This window comes from Aeromonas sp. QDB25 (genome assembly GCF_027707725.1).
GTDB classification, from domain to species: Bacteria; Pseudomonadota; Gammaproteobacteria; order Enterobacterales; family Aeromonadaceae; genus Aeromonas; species Aeromonas caviae.
Genome location: NZ_JAPCIZ010000019.1, coordinates 22,803 through 44,840, shown reverse-complemented (window position 1 = coordinate 44,840; position 22,038 = coordinate 22,803). Strand labels below are relative to the sequence as shown.

General features: G+C 59.6%; 38 protein-coding genes. 1 reads left to right on the top strand and 37 read right to left on the bottom strand.

The window, feature by feature from the left end; translation table 11 throughout:
* Window positions 1-2 precede the first annotated feature (2 nt).
* The 21 genes from PG883_RS09120 to PG883_RS09020 all read right to left on the bottom strand — a co-directional run bounded on the left by PG883_RS09120 (window position 3) and on the right by PG883_RS09020 (window position 14,481).
* Window positions 3-494 (bottom strand): hypothetical protein, encoded by a 492-nt coding sequence (locus PG883_RS09120; protein ID WP_270807129.1) that lies wholly within the window; start codon window positions 492-494, stop codon window positions 3-5.
* 89 nt (window positions 495-583) lie between these two features.
* Window positions 584-1,186, bottom strand: a complete 603-nt coding sequence (locus tag PG883_RS09115) for a hypothetical protein (protein WP_270807128.1) — start codon at window positions 1,184-1,186, stop codon at window positions 584-586.
* Window positions 1,186-3,315, bottom strand: a complete 2,130-nt coding sequence (locus tag PG883_RS09110) for a hypothetical protein (RefSeq protein WP_270807127.1) — start codon at window positions 3,313-3,315, stop codon at window positions 1,186-1,188. Before PG883_RS09110 ends, PG883_RS09115 begins: the two co-directional genes overlap by 1 nt.
* On the bottom strand, window positions 3,293-3,613 hold the full coding sequence (locus PG883_RS09105; protein ID WP_270807126.1) for a phage tail assembly protein T: 321 nt from the start codon (window positions 3,611-3,613) through the stop codon (window positions 3,293-3,295). Before PG883_RS09105 ends, PG883_RS09110 begins: the two co-directional genes overlap by 23 nt.
* Before the next feature lie 20 nt (window positions 3,614-3,633).
* Window positions 3,634-4,065 (bottom strand): hypothetical protein, encoded by a 432-nt coding sequence (locus tag PG883_RS09100; RefSeq protein WP_270807125.1) that lies wholly within the window; start codon window positions 4,063-4,065, stop codon window positions 3,634-3,636.
* On the bottom strand, window positions 4,065-4,535 hold the full coding sequence (locus PG883_RS09095) for a phage tail tube protein (protein ID WP_076362712.1): 471 nt from the start codon (window positions 4,533-4,535) through the stop codon (window positions 4,065-4,067). Before PG883_RS09095 ends, PG883_RS09100 begins: the two co-directional genes overlap by 1 nt.
* Entirely contained in the window at window positions 4,528-4,950 is a 423-nt protein-coding gene (gpU, locus tag PG883_RS09090) for a phage tail terminator protein (RefSeq protein WP_201886286.1), read from the bottom strand. The genes PG883_RS09095 and gpU overlap by 8 nt, the downstream gene beginning before the upstream one ends.
* A gap of 32 nt (window positions 4,951-4,982) precedes the next feature.
* On the bottom strand, window positions 4,983-5,150 hold the full coding sequence (locus PG883_RS09085) for a hypothetical protein (protein WP_201886287.1): 168 nt from the start codon (window positions 5,148-5,150) through the stop codon (window positions 4,983-4,985).
* A gap of 34 nt (window positions 5,151-5,184) precedes the next feature.
* The gene (locus tag PG883_RS09080) at window positions 5,185-5,787 is read right to left on the bottom strand and encodes a phage tail protein (RefSeq protein ID WP_270807124.1); all 603 of its coding nucleotides are present in this window, start codon (window positions 5,785-5,787) and stop codon (window positions 5,185-5,187) included.
* Between the two features lie 7 nt (window positions 5,788-5,794).
* Complete coding sequence (locus tag PG883_RS09075; RefSeq protein WP_270807123.1) at window positions 5,795-6,091, bottom strand: hypothetical protein; 297 nt, start codon at window positions 6,089-6,091, stop codon at window positions 5,795-5,797.
* On the bottom strand, window positions 6,091-6,408 hold the full coding sequence (locus PG883_RS09070) for a DUF2190 family protein (RefSeq protein ID WP_270807122.1): 318 nt from the start codon (window positions 6,406-6,408) through the stop codon (window positions 6,091-6,093). Before PG883_RS09070 ends, PG883_RS09075 begins: the two co-directional genes overlap by 1 nt.
* Before the next feature lie 57 nt (window positions 6,409-6,465).
* Window positions 6,466-8,568: a ClpP-like prohead protease/major capsid protein fusion protein gene (locus tag PG883_RS09065; RefSeq protein WP_270807121.1), complete on the bottom strand. Its 2,103-nt coding sequence runs from the start codon at window positions 8,566-8,568 to the stop codon at window positions 6,466-6,468.
* A complete protein-coding gene (locus PG883_RS09060; RefSeq protein WP_270807120.1) occupies window positions 8,480-10,042 on the bottom strand; it encodes a phage portal protein in 1,563 nt (520 codons plus the stop codon). The genes PG883_RS09065 and PG883_RS09060 overlap by 89 nt, the downstream gene beginning before the upstream one ends.
* Window positions 10,039-10,248, bottom strand: coding sequence for a hypothetical protein (locus tag PG883_RS09055; RefSeq protein WP_270807119.1), 210 nt, complete (start codon window positions 10,246-10,248; stop codon window positions 10,039-10,041). Before PG883_RS09055 ends, PG883_RS09060 begins: the two co-directional genes overlap by 4 nt.
* Window positions 10,245-12,092, bottom strand: coding sequence for a phage terminase large subunit family protein (locus PG883_RS09050; RefSeq protein WP_270807118.1), 1,848 nt, complete (start codon window positions 12,090-12,092; stop codon window positions 10,245-10,247). The genes PG883_RS09055 and PG883_RS09050 overlap by 4 nt, the downstream gene beginning before the upstream one ends.
* A 70-nt stretch (window positions 12,093-12,162) precedes the next feature.
* On the bottom strand, window positions 12,163-12,699 hold the full coding sequence (locus PG883_RS09045; protein WP_270807117.1) for a terminase small subunit: 537 nt from the start codon (window positions 12,697-12,699) through the stop codon (window positions 12,163-12,165).
* A 179-nt stretch (window positions 12,700-12,878) separates the two neighbouring features.
* Entirely contained in the window at window positions 12,879-13,082 is a 204-nt protein-coding gene (locus PG883_RS09040; protein ID WP_270807116.1) for a hypothetical protein, read from the bottom strand.
* 261 nt (window positions 13,083-13,343) lie between these two features.
* Entirely contained in the window at window positions 13,344-13,577 is a 234-nt protein-coding gene (locus PG883_RS09035) for a hypothetical protein (protein WP_270807115.1), read from the bottom strand.
* Window positions 13,516-13,788 carry a hypothetical protein gene (locus PG883_RS09030; protein WP_270807114.1) on the bottom strand — a complete coding sequence of 91 codons (273 nt, stop codon included), beginning with the start codon at window positions 13,786-13,788 and terminating at the stop codon, window positions 13,516-13,518. The genes PG883_RS09035 and PG883_RS09030 overlap by 62 nt, the downstream gene beginning before the upstream one ends.
* Before the next feature lie 7 nt (window positions 13,789-13,795).
* Entirely contained in the window at window positions 13,796-14,242 is a 447-nt protein-coding gene (locus PG883_RS09025) for a hypothetical protein (RefSeq protein WP_270807113.1), read from the bottom strand.
* Complete coding sequence (locus PG883_RS09020; protein WP_270807112.1) at window positions 14,242-14,481, bottom strand: hypothetical protein; 240 nt, start codon at window positions 14,479-14,481, stop codon at window positions 14,242-14,244. Before PG883_RS09020 ends, PG883_RS09025 begins: the two co-directional genes overlap by 1 nt.
* A 374-nt stretch (window positions 14,482-14,855) precedes the next feature.
* Between PG883_RS09020 and PG883_RS09015 the strand changes: the two genes are divergently transcribed.
* Entirely contained in the window at window positions 14,856-15,593 is a 738-nt protein-coding gene (locus tag PG883_RS09015) for a LuxR family transcriptional regulator (protein ID WP_270807111.1), read from the top strand.
* Here PG883_RS09015 and PG883_RS09010 read toward each other — a convergent pair.
* From PG883_RS09010 to PG883_RS08935, 16 genes are all read right to left on the bottom strand, one after another.
* Window positions 15,590-15,751 carry a hypothetical protein gene (locus PG883_RS09010; RefSeq protein WP_270807110.1) on the bottom strand — a complete coding sequence of 54 codons (162 nt, stop codon included), beginning with the start codon at window positions 15,749-15,751 and terminating at the stop codon, window positions 15,590-15,592. The genes PG883_RS09015 and PG883_RS09010 overlap by 4 nt on opposite strands.
* Window positions 15,752-15,816: 65 nt before the next feature.
* Window positions 15,817-16,077 (bottom strand): hypothetical protein, encoded by a 261-nt coding sequence (locus PG883_RS09005; protein ID WP_270807109.1) that lies wholly within the window; start codon window positions 16,075-16,077, stop codon window positions 15,817-15,819.
* Between the two features lie 12 nt (window positions 16,078-16,089).
* Complete coding sequence (locus PG883_RS09000) at window positions 16,090-16,254, bottom strand: hypothetical protein (protein ID WP_270807108.1); 165 nt, start codon at window positions 16,252-16,254, stop codon at window positions 16,090-16,092.
* A 15-nt stretch (window positions 16,255-16,269) separates the two neighbouring features.
* Window positions 16,270-16,560 carry a hypothetical protein gene (locus PG883_RS08995; RefSeq protein WP_270807107.1) on the bottom strand — a complete coding sequence of 97 codons (291 nt, stop codon included), beginning with the start codon at window positions 16,558-16,560 and terminating at the stop codon, window positions 16,270-16,272.
* Between the two features lie 15 nt (window positions 16,561-16,575).
* Window positions 16,576-16,842, bottom strand: a complete 267-nt coding sequence (locus PG883_RS08990; protein ID WP_270807106.1) for a hypothetical protein — start codon at window positions 16,840-16,842, stop codon at window positions 16,576-16,578.
* A gap of 296 nt (window positions 16,843-17,138) precedes the next feature.
* A complete protein-coding gene (locus PG883_RS08985) occupies window positions 17,139-17,459 on the bottom strand; it encodes a hypothetical protein (protein WP_270807105.1) in 321 nt (106 codons plus the stop codon).
* A gap of 14 nt (window positions 17,460-17,473) precedes the next feature.
* Window positions 17,474-17,794, bottom strand: coding sequence for a hypothetical protein (locus PG883_RS08980; protein WP_270807104.1), 321 nt, complete (start codon window positions 17,792-17,794; stop codon window positions 17,474-17,476).
* A 12-nt stretch (window positions 17,795-17,806) separates the two neighbouring features.
* Window positions 17,807-18,160: a hypothetical protein gene (locus tag PG883_RS08975; RefSeq protein WP_270807103.1), complete on the bottom strand. Its 354-nt coding sequence runs from the start codon at window positions 18,158-18,160 to the stop codon at window positions 17,807-17,809.
* A gap of 44 nt (window positions 18,161-18,204) precedes the next feature.
* A complete protein-coding gene (locus tag PG883_RS08970; protein WP_270807102.1) occupies window positions 18,205-18,384 on the bottom strand; it encodes a hypothetical protein in 180 nt (59 codons plus the stop codon).
* Between the two features lie 81 nt (window positions 18,385-18,465).
* Complete coding sequence (locus PG883_RS08965) at window positions 18,466-18,690, bottom strand: hypothetical protein (protein ID WP_270807101.1); 225 nt, start codon at window positions 18,688-18,690, stop codon at window positions 18,466-18,468.
* Window positions 18,691-18,752: 62 nt separating this feature from the next.
* Window positions 18,753-19,442 carry a site-specific integrase gene (locus tag PG883_RS08960; protein ID WP_270807100.1) on the bottom strand — a complete coding sequence of 230 codons (690 nt, stop codon included), beginning with the start codon at window positions 19,440-19,442 and terminating at the stop codon, window positions 18,753-18,755.
* Between the two features lie 106 nt (window positions 19,443-19,548).
* Entirely contained in the window at window positions 19,549-19,800 is a 252-nt protein-coding gene (locus tag PG883_RS08955; protein ID WP_270807099.1) for a hypothetical protein, read from the bottom strand.
* 19 nt (window positions 19,801-19,819) lie between these two features.
* The gene (locus tag PG883_RS08950; protein WP_270807098.1) at window positions 19,820-20,365 is read right to left on the bottom strand and encodes a crAss001_48 related protein; all 546 of its coding nucleotides are present in this window, start codon (window positions 20,363-20,365) and stop codon (window positions 19,820-19,822) included.
* Window positions 20,366-20,373: 8 nt separating this feature from the next.
* Entirely contained in the window at window positions 20,374-20,604 is a 231-nt protein-coding gene (locus tag PG883_RS08945) for a hypothetical protein (RefSeq protein WP_270807097.1), read from the bottom strand.
* Window positions 20,605-20,618: 14 nt separating this feature from the next.
* Window positions 20,619-21,155 (bottom strand): DNA methyltransferase, encoded by a 537-nt coding sequence (locus PG883_RS08940; protein ID WP_270807096.1) that lies wholly within the window; start codon window positions 21,153-21,155, stop codon window positions 20,619-20,621.
* Window positions 21,156-21,167: 12 nt separating this feature from the next.
* Window positions 21,168-22,034, bottom strand: a complete 867-nt coding sequence (locus PG883_RS08935; RefSeq protein WP_270807095.1) for a hypothetical protein — start codon at window positions 22,032-22,034, stop codon at window positions 21,168-21,170.
* Window positions 22,035-22,038: the final 4 nt, after the last annotated feature.

Below are 22,038 nucleotides of genomic sequence, written 5' to 3'. Positions count from 1 at the left end.
GGTTATTCCTCGTAGCGGAATGAGGGGGCGTCCTTAGCAGATCCCCAGTGGATATCCCGATTGGCCATCTGATCCTGGTAACGGAAAAAACGGTCGCCGGGATAAAGGCGTTGGTGACTCTCGTCAGTGCAGCGGTAGGGGAGCCCCTGTTTCCAGCTCTCGAAGATGTTAGAGACGCTGAGCTGGATCGTATTGGTCTTGCCGGCTTTGACCGGAGTCTGGTCAATCAACCCCTTGAACTGCAGGGCGGCGCCGATGACGTTGCCGGCATCATCGAGCAGCACCAGGTACAGGCGCAGCGAGCGGCCCACGATGCGCTCGCGCATCACCTCGGCCAGCAGGGAGTGATCAAGCCCGGTCAGGGAAATGGTCAACTTGGTGGGGGATGTAGACAGCTGCTCTTTCTGGGTCGAGACGGAACCCAGCGCACCTACGCCATAAAACAGCTGGCCGTTGATGACCAGCTCGCCGAGGCCGGAGTGCATGCGGGACACCCCACTTACCAGGTCAATTTCCAGCGCGTACAGCCCAGTTACATAGGGGCTAGACAGGGCCGCCAAGAAAGCGGGATCAATACCGGTGATCATGGATAGAGGGCCTCTCGAAACCGTATGGTGCCGAAGTCGGCGCCCTTGTTGGTGATCATCCCCTTTCCAGCTTGCTTGTCATCGATGCGAAACAGCCCCATAGGCCGCTCTACCAGCAGCGGGGTGCCGCTGGCATAGGTTGCTCGCAGCTCCGGCTCGATGTTGATGGTGGCGCGGCCAGACGCATCAGAGCGAACATCGCTGACCACCCGCTTGAGCTCATTGCCAATCTGCAGCCAGTCACCCTCATTCAGCACCAGCTTGGATGGCGTCCACCCTCGACTAGTCAGATAGCGGCGCATAGACAGTGACTCATTCACCACTGGCGTACCGAGCACGGCGCGGCGGGGTCGAGAGAAGTCATACAGCTTGATGCAGTGCTTGCGGCCGCCCACGCTCTCAAGGCGGGCACTGAAACGGCTGGCAAGGGCCAGGTCTTTTATCTGCCCGATCACCACCTCAAACACCCACTTGCTGCCGAGGGTGTCCACCACTTGTTCGTCACCGGTGAATGGTGATTCAAACGAGCGGCTGTTGCCTTCCAGGCCAGGGCGGAATCCGCGCACCCGCACAGCGGCGGGCCAATCGTAAACATTCATTAAACCCCCAACATACGGCGGCCTTGGCCGTAAGTGCCGAAGTCCTGGATCATCATTTGGTAGCCCTGCTGTGCGGCAGACGCGATCACCGCATTGCGGTCTGCGTCTGTCATGTCGGCGCTAAAGTGCAGGTGCTGTTCAAACACCGGACTGCCGCCCAACGCGCCGCCGCCGGAACCCATCAGCTTGTCGTACATCTGGTCGATGCGCTGGGCGCTCTGGTTGGTGTAAACCCGTTCGCCGGTATTCAGCAGCCATGTCCCCTCCCGGGGGATGGCATCGATACCGTCATGGGCCATGCCGGCGATGGCCGTGCCGGCGACAATTCCGACCGAGATCATGGTCTGGGCCTTCATCAGCGCCCGGGCTGACTCGGCGCCCACCATGCCGCCGGTCATCGCCGCAAACGCAGCGGCACCCGCTTCGGCTTGCTGACCGGCCACCATAATCGATGGGATGGCCAGCAGCTTCTGAGTGGCAAGCAGGGCCTTCATCAGAAAGGTCTGCTCTTTGCCGCTGCTCTGCAGCATGTCGGTGATCAGCCCAGTGGTCTGGGTGGTAAACGACAGCATGTCGCGGGCGGCTTGCTGCTGGTCACGGGACTGCTGCTCTACCCGCCGGCGCTCCTGCTCAGCAAGCTGCTCCTGGCGGCGCTGCTCCACCTCGAGCTCGCGCTCGATCTGCTCCTCGCGCTTGCGCAGGTAATCGTCTTGCTCTTGCTGGTAATGGCTTGCCTCGCGTTGGCGGTACTCGTCACGCAGTGCCTCGATGGAGTCAAACCCGGTGCGCACCAGATCTTGCTCTGATAGCTGCATCTCGCTGATGCTGGCCAGCCGCTCCTCATGGGCCAGCCGCATCTTTTCCCGCTCGTCCGCATACTGCATATCGAGCGAGGAGAGCGTGGTCGCCCCCTTGTCTGTCAGCTTCTTGGTGTCGGCTGACATATCCCGGGATGATACCGGCAAGGGCGGCTTGTATTCAGGGGCCTCCCCGATCCCGAAACGGGCCCGGTTATAGGTCTCCTGGATACGATCGATTTCAGCGGCAATCTCTTCCCGCTGGCGCTGCAGTTCTGGCAGCCCGGCCTTGCCCTGGGTGTCCCCCAGAATGGCATCGAGCAGCCCCACCCCACCGAATGCCTTCTGGGTACCGGTCTCCCGGATCTGGTCGTCCAGCTCCTTGAGCTCTTCCCGCAGGTTGCCGAGGCGGCTGGCCATGCCATCAATGGTGCGGGGGTTGTCGGCCCATGAATCGAGCAAAGAGCCCCACCACTGCACGGCATAGCCGAGCTTTTGGCTCAGCCAGTCGATTTGCTCACTGGCACCGAGCACCCCCTGGGCGAAGGAGCTGCGCAGGCGCAGGGACACATCCTGCAGCGCCTGATCCATCTCCTTGAGCTGGCGGATATCGGTTTCTGACAGCGCCACGTTGAGGCTGCGATAGTGTCCGGTAAGACGCTGCAGCTCTGCCCCGTTGTTGCGCAGCAGCGGCTGCAGGGTCGAGACATCGTTGGCGATGGATTCCAGGTAGAAGATTTGCTCAGAGGCTGAGACGTTGGTCGCGTCCATCGCATTCTGGACGGCGATCAGCGCCTCCGGGCCAGCCATCTGCTGCAGCTTGGCAACGGTCAGCCCCACCTTGGGGGCGATGTTTTCCATCCAGTCCTTGAACTCGCCGCCGCCCGTTGCCGAGAAGTCGCCGAGTTTGTCCTGAACGTCCTTGAGCATGTCAGAGAGCTGATCGCCGGTGACGTTGTACTGCTGGGTGGCGTAGGAGAGCTCCTGCATCCGCTCGACAGTCACGCCGGCCTTGAGGGCCATCTGCTCGAGCTCACGTCCTTGCTGGGCCAACGCACTGACGGAGGCAGCCAGACCGACCGCCGTGCCGGCAATGCCCATGACGGCACCCTGTACCACATTGAACCCGCCGATGATGGCCTGGGATTTCTGCGACAGCAGATCGGCCGATTCACCAAAGCTCTGCCCAAACCGGCGGGTGGCATCCTCGGCCTGCACCGCATCGGAGACATAGCTTTTCAGGATGTTGGCAGCGGAACGAACATCGCCCGGGAGCGATGACAGATCCGCGCTGAGCATGACGCGAAGGTCAGCTACATTCGTTGATGACATCGACACGCTCCACACCTGGTACGGAACCAGACAACATCATCAGCTCGTCATCGCTACGCTCGACAGGCTCGGGATCCGCTGGCTGGTTATAGAGAAAATGGGTGAAAGGGATATATTCTGGAGGTCGGAAAGCGGTGTTGTAGATCGCAGCGCAGATCTGCCCCATCTCGAACTGGCGCAGGTGGTAATCGAACGGGAAGCGCCGGAAATGGCCGCTCCACTCGACATACTCCCTAGCCGATATCTCGCTGAGGAAGCGGCGCCAGTCTGCCCGCCCAAACTGGCGGGCAAACGCCAAGGCGTAATCGCGCTCGATCTCTAACCTTTTTTTGGATCGAGCGGGGCGACCTCCTGCTCGCTACCCGCATCGGTCGGTGCCGGCGGTTCGAGACCAGACAGTGCTTTCACCGCCATGGCCAGCCGCAACTGGTGATCAAGATTGGGATAGCTCGCGGCCACCCACTCGACCACCTGGTCGAGGGTTTTGTCAGCATGCTGGTAAGACAGCCCGAACGCTGCCAAAAGCAGGTTGAGGCGGCTCACATGCTTCTGCACATCGATCATATAGCGGGCCATGTCGCTATCACTCGCCGGAGGCGAAGGCTGTTGTGGCCAGTCGCTGTACTTGGTCAGCAGCAGCTCCTGGTACTCGAACATCTGCAGGCCCGTCAGCGCCCGTACAACCACCTTGGCAGCCTTGCCGGCTGGAGTGGTCAGTGTTATCTCGCGGCTATCAATCAGTGGTTCCATTAGCCCCCCTGATAAGTGTGTTCAGCCAGCGCCTGCTTGCCGGTCAGCGTGATGCCAAAGGTGCGGGTGATCTTCTCTTTCGCCGGAATGGCTTTGCCCACTTTCGAGACAAAACCAAAGTGGGCGTCATAAGCCCCGTTCGGGAACTTGATGAAGAACCAGCGCGGCTCACCGCCCAGCAGGTTAACCATGGTGGTCTGATTGGCATCACCCGCTTTCCAGGCCAGTGTGATACCCAGCTCGCCCGGGTCAATCTGGCCGGCCGACTTTTCTTTCCACTGGGGATCCTCGGCGTCCAGGTAGTTCTCTTCTGACGCTTCGGCACTCATCTCCGGCGGGGTGATATCGGTCACTTGCGCCAGGCGCAGGACATCGACAGAGGAGGAGGGGTCGGGCTTTACCTTGCCGGCGGTCTTGGCCATCAGGAACTGGGTGCCCGTGCCCTTGATTGGTGTAGTGGTATCAGACATCGCTGTCGCTCCAGGTTGCATTAAATGACAGGGTCAGGCTGGCAAGCCCGGTCCCCTCTTCGTCTTGGCCATAGGCCCAGCTGATTAGGCCCATACCCTCTGTGAGCAATCCGCTCAGGTTTGACTCATTGAGGCCGGCCAGCGCCTCGGCCAGCAGATCCAGTTCGGCATCCGCCTGGTTGCTCTCCATCACGTAGAGGGAGACCATCAGCTGAGTGCTGTCACAGGCATCATCCAGGGCATACTCGGAGGGGGTGCCCTCGAGCATGTAACAGAAGGCGACCGGCAGATCTTCTTGAGCAATCGAGAATGGCCGGTTGGCAAACACGGTCACCGGCGTGGCGCCGGCGACCTTGTTGAGCTCAAGCTCCACAAGATCAGCTAACGCCTGTCTGATGCGGGTTCTCTTGGTCATAGTGAGTCCAATAAAAAACCCGCCGAAGCGGGTTATTTGGTGGTTGAGGTTTGCCGCCTGGCATCCCATCGGTTGAACATGCCGTTGAGTACCAGCGTCATGCCGACCGTGATAGCAAAGCCAAGCCAGCCCCCCTGATAGGTGCCCACGGCGATCAGCGCCAGCATCAGCAGGGCCACGGCGATTTTTATGATGATCATGCTCTCTCCTTATATCGAGATCAGGATCCTAGCCCTATTTAATCGCCAGCTTCAACTGACGCAGCATGGCCTGCTGCATTTCGCGGGGCATGTCACGACTCATCGCCGCTTTGGCCTCGCGCTCGTAGTGCTCGGTGATCGGGGTGACCAGCGGGATCCGCATCACTTCCAGAGCGTGGCGGCCCTTCCCCACCCTGCGCAGGATTTGCCAGCTTCTGAGCGCGGTGCTGGCATAGCCACCGCCTCGCCGGTACTGGCCAAACCCTTTCGAACCGTCAGCCACAAAACCACCAGACACCCGATGACGCCCGACCTGCATATCGCCGGCCTGATAGCGGCCACCTCGCCGGGTGAGCCGCTGCTGGGCCGGCCCAAGCCTGATCATGGGGATGGGGCGGCGGCGCACCCTGATCACTGCATTCGGCGCCTGCGGGGTTGCTTTGAAGATCTTCACCCTGGGGCGGATCAGCTTGGCGGGCACCCGTACCCGCGCATCCTTGGCCGTCAACCTGATGGCCCGCCCGGACGCCCGAGAGCTGACCCGGTTAACCGCCTGCGCACTGGCCTTTGGCACCAGCTTGGCTGGCAGCAGATTCAGTTTGGCGACCGCCTTCTCAAGATCGAGCTTGATGGACATAGCTGCCTCACTTGATGGGAATGATCAGCTGACCGGCCCGCATATATGGCACGTCTCTGACGACAGTCACCAGATTCAGGCTTGGCACCTCTACCTTGTCACCGTTACGAAAACGCACTCCGGCTGGCGGGCTGCTCACAGCCAACTCGCGCAGCACGGTCGCCACCTGGGCAAACGCATCAGGCTGTTCGTCATAGAGGACGGTCAGCGGCTGCCCAGCGACAATGGCGGGGATACCCATCGCCTGGTCAACGGCCACGTTGAGGCGACTGACAGCCCGCTGCCAGCGGGCGCCGGTCACCATTACTGGACGATCAGCGCGTCGGCATAACCGCTGGCGCCGCTGCTGACCAGCTTGCCGAAGTCGTCCGCGTCCTTGGTGGTGTCAGCGACCAGCTTGGCGCCATCCCATTTGACAGCCGTGCCAACCGTGGTCAGCGCGGTGTCGCAGGGGAGAGACCAGACACCGGACAGGGCGCCGGTAAACTCGGCGCCAGCGGTGGCGTTTTCCAGCGGGACAACGGTCAGAGCACCCATCTTGATAGGCTTGCCGGCAACCACACCACCGGCCGGGGCGACAAACGCCATCTGGGAGCCGGTACAAACGAAATTCTTTGCCATGTTGCTGTTCCTGTTTGTTTGCCAAAAGATGGCCCGCCATCTGGCGGGCCATTCCCATTACTTGCCGTTCGACTTGACCAGACCGCGATAGTCGAGAGCAGAAACGCCCGCATCAATGCGCACCTTGGTGGTCACGCCGTCAACGGTGAAGCCTTGCTGCTGCTCAATCCACGGGGTGTCCATGCCGTCCAGGTAGGCGACCTCGATCGTGTCGCCGCCTTTGGCTGCCAGATACCACTCGGTGGCACTGGCATCGGAGAGGCGCGGCTCGCCAATCACCTCAGCAAACCCTTTGAGCGGGTTACTGATGCCGGAGTTGGCATCTGCACCGGGGACGGAGGTGCTGTTGATCAGCTGGAACGCGGTATCTTCCAGCTCAATCGGCACCAAGGCGTAACCCGGGCGGATGTTGAGGGCTCGGCCCGGCTTGTCGTTTACACCGACAGCCTTCTGGCCGCGCATCAAGGTTTTGGCGGCAGAGAGCGCCTTGATCGCCATGGCAGAGTCGGCACCGGTCAGCAGGTTTTTGTGATCGGCGTGGAACAACTGCTTGCCGTCCGGCATTTTGACGTTGCCAGTCAGAACCGCATAGACCAGATCGCCGATGGTGCCGCGGGCGGCCGCACCAAACAGGCCGGGCACTCGCGTCAGCATGTCGAGGTCATCGTTGATGATCGCCTGGCGGGTGATGGAAAACAGCTCGCCATAGGTCGCCAACTGAATGGTGGCACCGGTGTCGTTCAGGGTGACATGCTTGTACTCTGCCCCTTCACGCACCCGGCGCAGGCTGGGAATATCGCTGAGGCCGATACGGTTGGCCACCTTGAAGTCGGTCAGCGTGCCCTTGCGAGTCCACTTGTCGAAAGTCTCTTCGGCACTCTCCCAGCCCTGCAGAACAGACTTGTTGGCCACATCCAGCAGGATCTTGCCAAAGTCAGAACTGGTGTGGGTGAAGGCCATCCCAACGAAAGCCATCGGAGACAAGCCGCCGGTCGAAATACCACGACCGTCGAGAGATGCCCGCGCCAACTCGCGCAGGTTGTAACCGCCAAAGCGGTTATCCGACTCGGCCTGAGCATGGCCGCAACGGGCCATCAGGGAGGCGCGGACAGAATCGCCGATCAGGTTGCCGTTGCCGGCATGGATGTGAGCAGTAGAACCCAGCGGGCCGGTGGCACTGGCATTGGTGCCGAGCGCCGCTTTCAGCTTCTCTTTGGCTGCAGAGGCGGAAATCTCCATGTCCCCCAGACACTCGGCCATCAGCTCCGGGAAGCGGCCGCCGGTCAGCGCAAACAGATCCTGAATGTCATTGCGGCGGGCCTGCTCCTTGAGCTTGAAGGCAGCGACAGGATCCTCACCAGCAGGCGAGGTCGGCTGAGCTTTAGCTGCCGGGGCGGGATTAGCCGGTGCGGGTGCTGCGCCGCCGGCGTTCGCGTTGGCACCGAACATCGCTCGGGCCGGAGTGGGGATATTGTTAAAGTCTTTCATCTTGTTCTCGTTAACGTAGGCGGCAGCCGAGATCGGCTCTTCCAGGACATCGACAAAACCCATCTCTTTGGCTTGGTGGCCATCGAGCCAGGTATCTGCCGACAGTAGCGCGGCCAGCTCCTCGCGGGGCTTGCCGGTTTTCTTCTCGTAGGCGTTGAGCAACAGCGCCTCGTTGCGGTCGAGCCAGTCGGCTGTATCTCGCAAATCGTCTGCATTGCCGACCGTGCCAGACCATGGCTTGTGGATCATCACCCAGGCGTTGCTCGGCATATGCACGGTGGCATTGGGCAGGCAGAGGATGACCGAGGCCATACTGGCCGCCAGGCCATCGTTCCAGATGTCGATCTTGCAGGTGAGGCGGGCCAAGGTGTTGTAGATGGCAAACCCGTCCATCACATCGCCGCCGGGGCTGTGAATGTGCAGATTGATTTGTTTGGCGCTGAACACCCCGGCAGCCTTGCAATCCGAGATGAATTGCTGGGCCGATATACCCCAGTAGCCGATCACGTCATAGATGTAGATCTCGACAGCGGGCTCTGAGCCGGCCAGGGCGCTGATGGTGTACCAACTGCGGGGACTCTGGTTATCGGCGGCGGGTTGGTCGCTGGCGGTCTCCGCTCGCGCTGGCATCAGCGCGCTCTGGATCGCCGCCGTCAGGTGGTGCTTTTTCACTGGGTTGTGCTCCTGGGTCATTGGCTGGGTTGGAATCGGTGATGACGTTGTTTTGTTTCTCCCATTCCAGTTCGGAAAGACGCTGATCACGCACCTCGTCAGGGTTCCTGTTGCGAGCCCGGATCCACTCAGTCACCGTGCCAGCACTGCCACGAATCACAGCTTTCCATCCGTTGGCCTCACGCTCCGGGTCAATCCAGGGCATGACAGGGGCCAGATAGATGGCATCGAACAGGGTTTTCATATCCAGCTCGGGAGGCAGCTTGAGCGGGTCTTTGCTGCGCAGGGTTTCAGCCAGCAGCCAGTCCCGAAAGACAGGGCGTGACCAGTTGGCAACAAACTCATCCTGCAGCACGGCGAAGCCTTCCCACCCCTCGACCAGCTCCTGGCGTTGGGCGGAATAGGTGCCGTCATAGTCGCGGGCCACGCTCGAATACTGGCTTCGGGTGCCGGCACAGGATGAGCGCAGCTGACCAGCTCGCCAGATGTTCAGAGCGGTGTTTGGCCGGTTGGACTGGATAACCCCGACATCTTCGCCGGGGCGCAGGTCGTCAAAGGTCATGCCCGGCGTGATGTCGATCATTCTCTGCGCTTGCGCAGGCGAACCATCTGGTGGCGCCTGGTATCCCTCCGGGTGCTCCTTCTTGATGAAGAAGGCGAGCGAGGCACTGATCCGAGCTGCCACACGCTCGGCCTCCTCCACCGACTTGAGGTCAGCGAGGCGAGTGATTACACCGTGCAGCAGCGTAACGCCGCGCAGCTGATGGATCCGCTTGCGCAGCGCCAGGTGATACATCTCGCTGGCCTCGATCTCCTTGGTGCGGTAGCGATACCCCTGCATCTCGCCGGGGTGATCGAACATCACAAAGTAGGATTTCGGACGGCGCCAGGCATCGACCTTGATCCCCTGCCTGACCCCATCCGCCACGCTGTTCATCTCGAACGGCACAAAGTCAGGTTCCAGTACCTCCACCGAAAAGGGGGTGTCAGAATGATGCTGATAGCCCTTGATGGTGCCGAGCAGGCGGCGGCCAAACACCTCGCCATCCCGCAACCAGGTACGACAGACCAGGCGCTCCATGGCGGGACGGGTGTACGTGCCGGTGGTTTCCGGTTTGAGCGACCAGGCAGCCCAGCGCCGGCGGATCTCCTTGGCGAAGTCATCCAGCAGCAGACCATCGACAGAGCGGGGCTGCGGCTCGATCTGGATGCCTTTGCCGCCGACAATCCGCTCCTCCATTTTGTCGAGGAGGCCGATCACGATGTCATGGTTTTCGTCCAGGGCTCTGGCCTGCTCGCGCAAGCTGATCGCCGATTGCTGGGTGGCCACGTTGGCGCCCCGCCGTTCCCGCTTGGCCTGATGGGTTCGGGACGGCATTGCCGCCTCGTAGGCCATCATTCGCAAGCGGTCGCGCATCCGGTTGGCCGCCCAGCCGGGCGAGATAAACCCGACCAACTTATCTATGGCTCTCATGTAAACCTCGCGGCGGCATAGGGCTGACGGGCAGGGTTGGCCACGCTGGCGCGGCGCTGCTCCCACTCCCGCCGACCAGAGCGGATCTCGTTGAGGTTTTCAGAGGTCACAGTGCGGCCCTGGAACGTTACCTGCTTGCCGGCCAGCACATCGCGCTCGGCCTGCAGGTACAGCTCGATCATGCTGTCGATATCGCTCAGCTTCACAGCCAGCCTCCTGAGTTTGTTCCGAGCCAGCTGTTGCCTGCAGCCGTGGGTCTTGGCTGCGGGCGGGATACCTGCTCGGCGTGGTTGATGGTGGTTGGCTGATGCCTGGCGACCAGGCGCCAGCCTTTGTGCTGGACGCCAAGGCGCACGGCGGCCAGTGAGTAACCCGCGCAGTCGGTCGGCTCGTTGCGGGCGCCGGATGGGTTAACCCAGCGATAGACGCGGCGGCCCTTGATAAACTCCAGCCGTTTGCGCTCACAGGTCAGCCCCTTGAAATAGTGTTCATCTGCCCACTCGGCGACAGGGTGGTGCCGGTAACCAGGCAGCGGCCCGGATAGCGATGCAGGCACATCGGCCAGGCGGGCGTAGATCACGTCCTTGGCGGTGTCGGTGCCGACCTCAGACAGGTAAACACCCTGCCGGTTCTTCTTGCGCGGGAAGGTGATGATGGGTTTACCCATCACCGTGGCCCCCCTGATAGGGATGTATTTTCGCGGGTTGCGGCGGCAGAACTGATAGACCTCATCGGTGTAGTGACCACCCGAGTCAATCAGCACCAGGCCGATATCCATCACCTCACCGTTGGCCTTGATAAACTGGCGTGAGAACTGCTCGTGCAGTCGATCCCAGATCTCGGTGTGCCCGAGGTTTCCGTACAGGCGCTGGTAGTCGAGCACCCAGTGCTCCTCCCCCACGCCCCAGCCGGTGATCTCGAACTCGAATCGGTCATCCTGGGTATCCGCCCCGACAGTGATATAGAGCACCCCATCAGGGACGGGGTGCGGCCATACCTCGCGGCGGGCGGCAAGCGCCTCCCACTCCAGTTTCTCGCCGGTCTCCTCTTCCCATGTCTCGCCCAGCGTGGTGTTGACGAAGGTCTTGAGCTTGCCCTGGTCATCCTTCGCTTTGAGGAAGTCGGAGACAATGCGCACCCATGTCGTAAGCGGGCTGTAGGCCGTCCAGATATGGAAGGTCACCGACTCGGGCGGCGGGATCGGCTGGTCGTCACTGTCGAACCAGTCGATGGAATCCCGCGTCCAGATGCCGGTGCGCTCACAGATCCAGCGTTCCACCGTCTCGTAATCCATCTCATGCTGACGAATGGCGCAGCCATTTGCCTCGCACAGATAGAACGCCGAGTTGTGGTTGTTACCGTCCCACTTGATGCCGAACTCGGCATCGGGGCCGCCCCACTTGAGGTACTGCTCGGCATGGCAATGTGGGCACTTGACGTGATAACGCATCAGGTGCTGCGATTCGCTGGCCGCCCGCTCTATCTGGCACTGCCCAGCGATCTTTGGGGTAGAGCCACGGATTGATTTGGGGTGGGTCGAGCCCTCCATCCGCTTGTCACCGAGGAACGTGGGCGAACCCTCGTGGTCGATGTCAGCATCGAATGCGGCCAGCTCGTCATAGATACCGAAGTCGGGAGAGGCTTCTCGGTAGTTTGCAGCTGCTTTACCACCCCGGATCTCTAACCCTCGCCCGTTGGCGAACCGCTTGAGCTCCAGCGTGTTATCTTTGTGCTTCTTCCCATACCAGGGCGCGAGCGCCTTTAGTCTGGGGACATCACGGATCATGGGATCAACGTGCTTTTTGACGAACTTTTCAGCATCACCATCAGTGGGATGCCAGATCAGCCCGTTGCGCTTCTTGTGCTCCAGCAGGTAAGCGGCCACACCGAGCAACATCTTGGTGTAACCAACCCGCGCCGACTTGACGAAGTTGACCTCTCGAATATCGTCATTGGCCATCGCGTTGATGATGGCCACCTGGAACGGTAGTGATTTCCACTTCCCCTCCTGATATGACCCCTCGACTGACAAGTAATATTCTTCATTCATCCACTCGTCAGCAGTCTGCACAGGAGGCTTTTGCAGAGCAGACAAACCCAGCTTTACTGCGGCCGCCAGGCTACTTACTTGTGCTGTCGATATATTCATCCAGTAACTCCGGCAGCAAATCACCAAGTGAAGCCGCCTTATTGCTAGCCTCCACTAATTCGCGCTGGATTCCTTCGATGTGCTTGGTCTGCAACTCTGGGTAGCGGCGGCGCATCGTTAGCGGGATGGTATCGAACAGGCTGGAAATCTTGGCGGCAATCTTCGACAGCGCGAACGTTGCAAACTCGGTCGGCACCTGATGGCGCTCGGCGATCCGGTTCTCGCGCTCGGCCTTGTCGGCCTGTTCCTTGGTGAGCCTCCACCGTTGGAAGTCCAATTGATCCTCATCCATGTCTTGAGGATCTGTTGGTTGGTGTTTTTGGATCGCGTTCTCGATCCGGTTATCCACAACCGAACGCACATCAAAATAAACGTTGCGCCCGATCTTTTTTATTGGCTTAACTCCCCACTTATCAAAGGCTTGCACCGAGATCCCCAGGCTTGCAGCCATGTCGGATTTTTTCAGCCAGCCAGGCGCAGGGCGATCCTTGTCTGATGGCTCTGACATGAAAACAACAACCTCACTTCTTGGGGTTTCATATGTAGTGAAAAACTGCGCCTCGTCCGACCCGTCAGGTCGGGGGGTGGCTGGGAGTACCTTTACCCTGGGGGGATGGGTGGGGGTGGCCGCCCGCTGCTGCTATGGGCATTACTGCAGGGCGCTAGCATTGGGCGGCTGTGTCTAACTCAGTAGCGAACATCGTGCGGGTGGTCTTGCTTGATGTAGACGAACCCCATTGGCCTCTGGTCGGTGGCGATGGCATCAGCCAACGCCTCATCATTATCCAGAAGCGGGGCGACTCGGCGCTCGAGGTCGCGGACTCGCAGGAGCAAGCGATACAAGCAGAAGAGCTGCAGGCCACACGCTGCAAGCAAGATTGCGATTCCCATCCGTTCATCTCCATTCACAAAGGCATGAGCTCCACCAGTTTGGTTCCCCTCCCTCGCTGTCCGTCAAGGTTAAGGAGCTCATGCCTTTGCATTGGGTGAGGCGCTGGCATCACGGTCGAGCCCAAAGGGTCAATCGTATCTGATGCTGCTTGGTCGCCGGTCAGTCAGCGCCTCGGTACTCATTGCTTGATGCACTCGCGCACATCGGTAATCCAGTTGGTCAGCTCAGCCTGAGCATCAGGCGGCAGATGCACCCACCCATCAGGGCTGACCATCCACACCAGCCTCGGGGGCGTGGTGTAGCAGCTGGCGTTCGGCGCCGGCGCTGGGGTCGTACACCCCAGCAGCAGGGCCGAAGAGGCCAGCAAAGGCAGCAGCGGGAGCCGCTTTCGCCTGCTCCCGCCTATCATCCTGCTCGGCATAGTACGCGGCCTCACGGGAGGCGTTGAGCTGCTCGACTACCAGCAGGGCGAGCCGGGTCAGTCCGGTTATCACGACCGGTTCCATTCTTTGCGCTTCCCCAGTTGGCGGCCAGCACATCCAGCACAACCAGCACCGGACGGGGCAGCTTCTCCCACCACGCCTGCGGGATGGCGGCTCGCAGTTGCGACCACACCACCAGGCAGACCCCCACCACCGCCACCCAGGCGGCGGCCTTCTCGCCGAACACCTGCAGGAGCAGCTCGGCCACACTCAATCCATCCACTTGCACCTCACGCCATATCAATGCCGAGCAGGAGCAGCTCGGCACTGTAGGGCTGCAGCCCGTTCTCGTGCCTGATGATGGACTCGACAAGCAAGAGCATCACCGCCCTGTCGGCGATGTTGATGGGGGTGTCAGGCATGACGCCCAACGCCTTGGCCACCTGGGCGATATAGGCAGAAGTCACGTTCTCGCTGGGCGGCGCCCAACGGTTGATGACTTCCCGCACCGTGTCGATCCCGGGGCCGCCAACACCAGGCAGGCCATCCCGCTTGGTGTAGTTCTTTAGCACCCGAGCCATTGCCCGGATGCCGTACTCTGGACTGATAAACCGGCAGAACCGGCCATCTGTCGGCTTGTCCTTATCCAGCCCTTGCCACGGGTTGGATGCGTGATAGTCGATATTGCCGGGGTTGTTGTTGCGCAGGCCGCGCAGCTCATGGAACAGCTTTGCCATCAATCCTCCTCTTTGCGCCGGCGGCGCTTATCGAAATAGACATAAATGTCGAAGGCAAGGCGGCCAAGGATGGCCACAGAACCACCTACAACGCCGATGGCGTTCACGGCAGATGGCTCAGGGAGTGGGACTTCCAGGGCTTTCTCTGCGGCCTGAACCAGGCCAGACCACAGACTTAGAACAGACCCACCGCCGTAGGCGATGCACTGGCCTGTGTGACGGCGGAGTAATTCGAACATAAAGCACCATAAAAAAAGGCCCATCAGCGAGATGGGCCTTGGGGGCTCTGGGATAAAGAGCACTGGGACAGGGTTGGCGGCTGCAACTACACCACCATGACGAGAAAGGTACATTCGAGGGCCACTGAACGCAATACTATTTGTCACATATTTCTACTAACTGTAGCTTTTGTGACTTGAATCACCATTACACGTTGAGACGAAAAACGAAATGTAATGGTAAAAAAGGCGCTTGCCTTCTCTTCTCTGGTGAAGGCAAAAAAACGCCTGTAGGCTGCGCCCTGTCTCGCATAGCGCGGCCTGTCAACAAACATTGGATCTAGGGATGGTCTAAGGCTGGTCGCGCTCAATTTCGCCAGCAGGAGCCCTCTAGGATGCTGAACCTGTTTGAAACCCTGAATTCCCTTCAAGCTGTCCGCCACCCTGACGAACTCGCCGCCAAAGTTGAGCGGATAGTCATGGGCCTTGGCTTTGACTATTACCGACTGGCTATCATCATCCCGTTAAGCCATCAAAGGCCCCTGGTGCGCATCTTCAACAGCTGCCCGCCTGAGTGGATTGACCGCTATAACCGCCTCAACCTCATCGCGCTGGACCCGGTTATCGCGGCGGCGCAGATGCAGATCACCCCCATTCAGTGGGCAGAGCTGAGAGCTGACGATCAAGCCATGACAGTCATGGATGAGGCTGCAGGGTTCGGCCTTCGCTCTGGCGTCTCTTATCCTCTTCACGGCCCCCGGGGCGAGCGGGGCGTGCTCAGCTTCATCACTGAGAAGCACAACCCAGGGCTCTACATCGAAAAGGCAGGTGAGCTGGCGATGGTTGTACCGTTCGTGCTCGAGGCGGTGCTAAGGCTATGCCGGCCAGACGACAGGCGCACCCTCAACGGGGCAGAGCGGGATTGTCTGTTTTGGGTCAGCGAGGGTAAGCGGTCGGAGGAAATCGGGATCATCATGGGCATCCCTGAGCGCACGGTGAATTACCACCTCAATCGCGCTTGCAGAAAGCTCGGTGCAACGACTCGTTTTCAGGCGGTAGCGAGAGCCGTCCAGTCTGGCGAGGTGGCCATCACCCTGGACAAAACAACGGTGATCGACCATCAGCGGGGCTAATCAGGAGACTCGGCCAGCCTCAATGCCGCCTCATTGACCAATGGGCGAAGGTCAGCAGGTATTGCATCGAGCCGGGCCAGCAGCTGGGTGCTGAGCTCGCCGTTTGAGAGGTTAATCGGGTCATCGGCAGGGATGCCGAGGTGGGGTGACTCAATCATGGCCTAATCTCCAGTGGCGCCATGATTTGATGATAGCCGGGGATCAAAAAGCCCGCTGATGCGGGCTACTCGATATGGACGATTTCGACCGGTTTTCCCCGTAGCCGGCGGGCCTCCTTGGCTGCCTCATCAGCGGTGATACCATCTACCAGGTAGTGGCCACCGCCACGGCTCGGGGTCGTTTCTCCCAGCTGCGCCACCGAATCGGCCAGCTCCAGCTGCACCCGTTCTGATACCCAGCCATGCTGGCGCGGATAGACCGCAATCCGGCAGGCCGGCGCCTCGGTCAGCGCCTTCTCTACAGCGTCAGTAAATACCTTGCCCATGTCCTTTTCCTCTTACTCTTCCGGCTCGTCAATGACCAGGTGGCCTTCCTTGAGCTCAACACTCAGGCCGGTCAGCCCACAAGCTGAAATCGGGGTGTCCGCGGTCAGCTGGCCGGAGTGATACAGCTCATTCAGATGGGTGGCCAGGGCCGCCCAGGTATACACCGTCTTGCTCATCGTTTTTCCTCTATCTCAGTGCTTGATGCCCAGGTCATCAGATCCGAGGGCATTTTCCAGGGCGCCGTACATGGAAGTGCGCTGGCGCTCAAATTCCGCCATGGCCACTTCAAGCACCTTTTCGTATGCGTCCGCCATGATCACGGCGATGACGCCATCATCAAGATCCAGTGTCCCGCAATAGGGGATGCGCGTATCAAAATCAGGTGACTTAACGAACAGCTCGCCATTCACAGACACAATGCACATTTCAACGTCATAGTCTGGGATGGTGAGCGTTTTGATTACTTCGATATGGTCGGCCATGCCGTTTTTCCTCGATCAGTATTCGCCGCGCAGCAGGCCATCATCACCAGGTCGGGACGCGCCATCGCCACCATCAAAAAGACCATCCAGATCAGCGACGATCAACTTGCCAGGGCCGCCGTCATCAAATCTGAGCTGGCCGAAACCAGACCCACCAAAAACCTCCATCCCCAAAGCCCTGGCCTCTTTGGCATAGCGGGATAAGCCTTTCGCAATCCTGCGCACCTGGGCGGGGTCAAGGCCAGCGGCGACACATTCAGCCTCGTTCTCATTAGCAGACATCGTTTTTCCTCTATCTCTTAGCGTTGACCAGCTCGATGCTGACAAACTTCGTGTTTGTCGAGCCGAGGCACCCACTTACCACCAACCTGACATCTGACCTTACGCAATCAGACATAGGGTGATAGCTCAGGTACTCGCCCCCCTTGTCGTCATGAACAAACCAGCGGCATGAGCCACTAGGCTCGCCCCATATGCGCTGAGGGGCGGTTGGAAGGTGTATGTCTAAATCATCCTCCAAACGGTTTCTGAGGCGCTGGGAGACTGCCAGGCGAGGCCTTTTTGCCATGATTTTTCCCTCAACTCTTTGGCTTTACTGGCGACCCATCAGAAGGGTAACGGTGCCGGTGTTCTTCATCGGTAAAGCGGCCACTAAGCATCGCCGCCCACTCTTGAACACTCAGGTTTAAAGTTGAGATATCGACGGCATTCGCAAGGTCGTCATCAGCCCCAACTTCATCAGTGACAGGCGCGGCATAGATACACACCTCCTTTTCATCAGCAGTTTCTACAAACTTGTATGGGCGAAGGTCAAGCCCGCGTAAATACACTGATACCAGCTGATCCCGATTGAATGTTGAAAGCTCATCGATCAGTTCGCCGACCGTCATTTTCTTCATGGCCGTTTTTTCCCTTAAGTTATTGACCACTCAACCAGAGCGGCGAGGATTGGCTGAACATTGCCGTTATCTGCCCAACCAGCGACACCAATAAACCCATCTCGATTGAATGAAACAGCCTCACGGCGATCCCATTGCTCTGTTTTCATCTCGATGAATTTGAGATCCTTTTTCGCCCTGGCGAGCCGTGCGGTGCCGTGATAGATACCAGACCGCCGGAGGTGCTTGCTGATGATTTTCCGAAGCCGTTTCAACTCATCATCAGTGACCGTTTCACACCGGATCCCCGCATTTTTAAGCCCCTCTCGTACACCGTCCCGAGTCATTGAAGTCATGCCGTTTTTCCTTTAACTGTTGGGCCAGTTGCTTTCGTCGGCGGCGAAGCAGTCCTGGCAGACCCCGCCAGTCTGGTGCTGCCAGCCGGTGTACGTGCCTTGGCATTGTGAGCAAACCAATTCCACCGGGTAGTTGTCGGCAAGGGTGAGCTGGTCGATCAGGTCACCTCGGCGGGTCGGTTTTGTCCTCGTCGATTTGGCCACCCCGGCCCGTACCAATGCCTTGGCCGTGTTCATGCCGATCCGTTCAGCCCGGCTGGCACCAGGCTTTGCGAAGCCGTACAGGTCTAGCTGGTAGTCCAAGACACCACCGGCAGCACTCAGCAGCGAAACCGCTTGGTCTTGTGTGGGGCTCAGTTTAGCCATCTTCTTTTTCCTCTAATTAGAGGGCCATCGCTGGCCCATACGCCTTACAAGAAACCAAAATACCGAGTGCCGGCTTGCATATAGAGCTGACGGGCGGCGCTGCCTGCGATGTCAGCCTTTGTGCCTGGCACCCAGTTATCACCTGCAGGGCGGGCGCCGGTGGCGTATTGCACGTTTGTGCAAGCGGTGTCGAGGTCGAACTTTTCGTTAATCCAGATTTCCATCTTGTGCATCCTCAGCGTGTCCGGGCCAGCCCCGTCTCGATGAGATAAAGATAACACTTTGATGTTATATTGCAATAACTTTTAACTGTTATTTTTTCCCTTTTCTGCGATGGCCTCGGCCACGACTTTATCCAGCTCACGCAGGCGCTTTACCAGGCGGGCAACAGCCTCCTGCTGAACACCATTGGCATCAGCTGCCTCTGGCTGGGTCTTGCCGTGGCAGAGGTGGGCAATGGTTGCGGCAACGGTCGCCTCGCTGCTGACCTTCGTCAGCTTGAGCAGGGTCTTAATGTATTCAGGGGTCATATCCACTCACAGATTACACATATGCGTTATTTCACAATAACAGCAATCCGTTATTCAAACAATCACAACGCCACCTCGAACGCCAGCCGGATCACATCGGGCCTCACGTCCAGGTAGGGCCACACATGATCAGGCTCGGCATGACCCAGCAGCAGCTGTACCAGTTCGACCCGTCCAGTATTGGCCAGCACCTTGGCCGCCAGCGTTCGGCGGCCTGAGTGGCTGCTGCCGCCCTTGATACCGGCCTGCCGGTACAGCCTGCTCATCAACTGCTGGAGCGCATCACAGCACCGGTACTCGACGGGGCCGGTGTTGAGCTGGCGAACCTTGCGGGCCAGCTCGAAGGCTCGGCCCTTATGGGTCAGCACCAGGCGCTCATCAGGGCGAAAACCTCGGAACTCGGGATCGGATGACAGACCCCAGCCACGGGCGCGGCGGTAGGCAAGCCACGCCTCCACGGAGGCGATTGTCTTGGAGTGGGTAAGGTAGATGGTGCGGGGCCTGCTGTGCTTCGTGATAGCGGCCCGCAGATAGACCTCTTCGCGCATCTGGCCGGATGGGTGCAGCAGGTCGCGGATCTCGATGCTGGCCAACTCGGTGACGCGCACACCGGTTGAATGGGTGAGCCAGAGCAACATCACATCACGGATGGGCTGGCGGCCTGTTATCGAGGCAACCCGGATCACATGGCGAAGTTGCCCAGGGCGCAGGGCGGCTGCATGACTGGCGGCGGGCTTTGGATGGTAGTACATGGGGGCTCTCTCTGTTTAGTGCCGGAATCCGGCAGGGTATCGAGAGAGTGAAGGGCGGGCCTCCTGGTGATCATACCAGCAGGGCCGCCCTGGTGTTCACGGAAAGTTATGGGCGCTTGGGTGGCGGGTTCCTGGGCGGGAAGGTTGGCGAGAGGCTGTCGGTGAAGTGCATCACCCAATCCATCTGGATCACCCCTGCTGATGCCCGCAACAAGCTGTGATGCTCAGCGCGGCGAGAGAGGCAATCCCGGCAGGCGAAATACTTGACCGCGCCGACCAGCTTAACCAGCTCCCACCGGTGCCATAACTTGCAGACTCTGGCGGGGGAGTAGGTCACCCGGCTATTCCATTTTTGCATCGTAAATCCTCACGGAAAGTTACTCACCGTCATGGTGTGTCTGTTGATGAGGCGTTGGCGAGGGGCTGCGTTCAACCCAGTGAGCGAACCTGTCAGCAGCCAATCCGGCGGCCTGGTCAAACATACTGTGAACCAAGGTGCCACCGTGCTCCAGCGACCGCGTGAGCTCCTTAGCCACCTCCTTGGCAAACACCTCGGCATCAATGACCGACAGCTTGCGCATCCCGTATCTGCCGGTGGCGAGCGCATGGGAGAACGCCTTCACCCCAACCGAGATGCGCAACTGACCAGCCACACACTCCACGATAAGATCCTGGAATGCAGGAGGGTCACCGGCTGAATCAACCTCAGCACCGCTACCCAGCAAGCGGTGGCGCAAGATATCGGCATACAGCTGCATGGTGCGGTGTTGAGCCTCAAGCAGCGCGATCTCATCTGCCGGAAGCGTGTCCCGCACCAATGACTGAGCAAGAAAGTGGCAAAGCACCTCTCTGCGCCCCTCAAGATAGTCAAGCTCAGCCAGCACTGCGCGAGCCCACGGCTCAATGTTTTGTTGTTCCATCATGATTTCCCTTACAGAATACGGCCGCCAAGCACATAGCAGAGGGTTGTGGCGGTACTGTTGATGGTGTCCTGGTCATTGTTGGCCAAGGCGTAGTAAAGGCGCTCGATAAGGTCAGATGGTGTTGAGTCAACGGGCGCGCTTTTTTCGCCCTGGACTACATACCCCCGCGATTCAAGCTCATCAATGAGGTCGCACGAATCGAACTCATCAAGGTCAACGTCAACGGTTACTGATGCCATGATGATTTCCTCTATCAAGCGGCGCGGGTGAGCAGGTGGCTGATGCCGTTCGGCACATTGAATCGGCCGCCGCGATCCCAGACCATCCAGGCGTATTCGCAAGAGTCGGTGCCGCCCTTGGCAAAGCGGGGACGCGGGATGATGACCGGCGTCTTGTTCGGGAAGCCAATCCGGGCAAAGAACGGCACCCGCTTGATGGAGCCCAGGAAGTTGACCCGCTGCAGGTAAATCAGGGTGCCATCCGGTTTAAGCTCGGCCAGGCTCTTTTCCAGAAACGCCTCGGTCAGGCTGAACGGCGGGTTGGTGATGATCACATCGAACTTACGGCCGAAGTCGTGGGCCAGGTAATCGCGACCCATCGAGATCTCCGCCCAGTCCTTCTGTGATTCAGGTAACGGCACCCGGTCATAGATACGGCTCTCATCACCCCGGCACGGTTCAAGGAAGATATCGCCAGGACGCCATCCCATCTTGGCCAGCATGGCGTTGATCACATCGACCGGAGTTGGGTAGTTGTCGCGCTCGATTTTGTCGCCAGTTGTTGAACTCATCTCACACCCCCATCACGCCGCTTGCTGGCTTGCATAGCCGTTGAAATCGACCGGCACCATGTCAGACTCCTGCACGATCCCGCCCTGCAGGCTGTTGACCTTGAACAGCCAGTTATGGGCAAATTCCTGGACCTCCTTTGACGGCTTCAAACCCGGCTTGGGGGAGGCAGCAAACATCGTGCCCCCCTCTTCGCTGTAGGTGAACAAGCCGCCACGGCCTGACTGGTGCATGTAGAGCAGGGAGCGGGCCTCGAAGGTTGTGCCATTAGGGCGTTGGAATTTGGTCTTTTGTGGCCAGATGATCAGGTGATGCTCGCCGTTGTGATAGAGACCGCTACCGGTGTCGTGGGCCAGCTGGCGCTGGAGCAAATCGATCTTGGTGTGGGCCTCGATGGCCTGACGCTGGGCGATGGTCAGATCGTGGCGAGCCTTGCCATTGTCCCGCTCCAGCTGGCTGATGCGGGCATCCTTCTCGGCGTTGCCATTCTGCAGGCGTTTAACCTGCTCCTTGAGCTTGTTGATGCCGTTCACGCCGCCATAAGAGGAGACCACCTGCTGCAACTGGTTAAGCTGCTCCTGCAGGCGAGCTTTCTCCGTCTGCAGCGCAATGGACTCATTGCCTATCCTAGCCGCCTTACGGGCCGCCTCACGGCAACTCTCGTTCTCCTGCTCGATGTCGGCGAGGCGAGCCTGCAGATCAAGGATCTGGGTGTGCTGGGCGGCGGTCTGAATAGACAACTCGTCCCGCTCCTGAGACACCTCATCCAACTGACCGGTGAGGTCGTTAAAACTCGGTACAAAGGCGGCCAGCAGCTCATGGGGCTGGGCCAGTTTCAGGGCTTCTTCAATGGTTCCGACAGTGCGATTAGTCGTGCTCATTTGA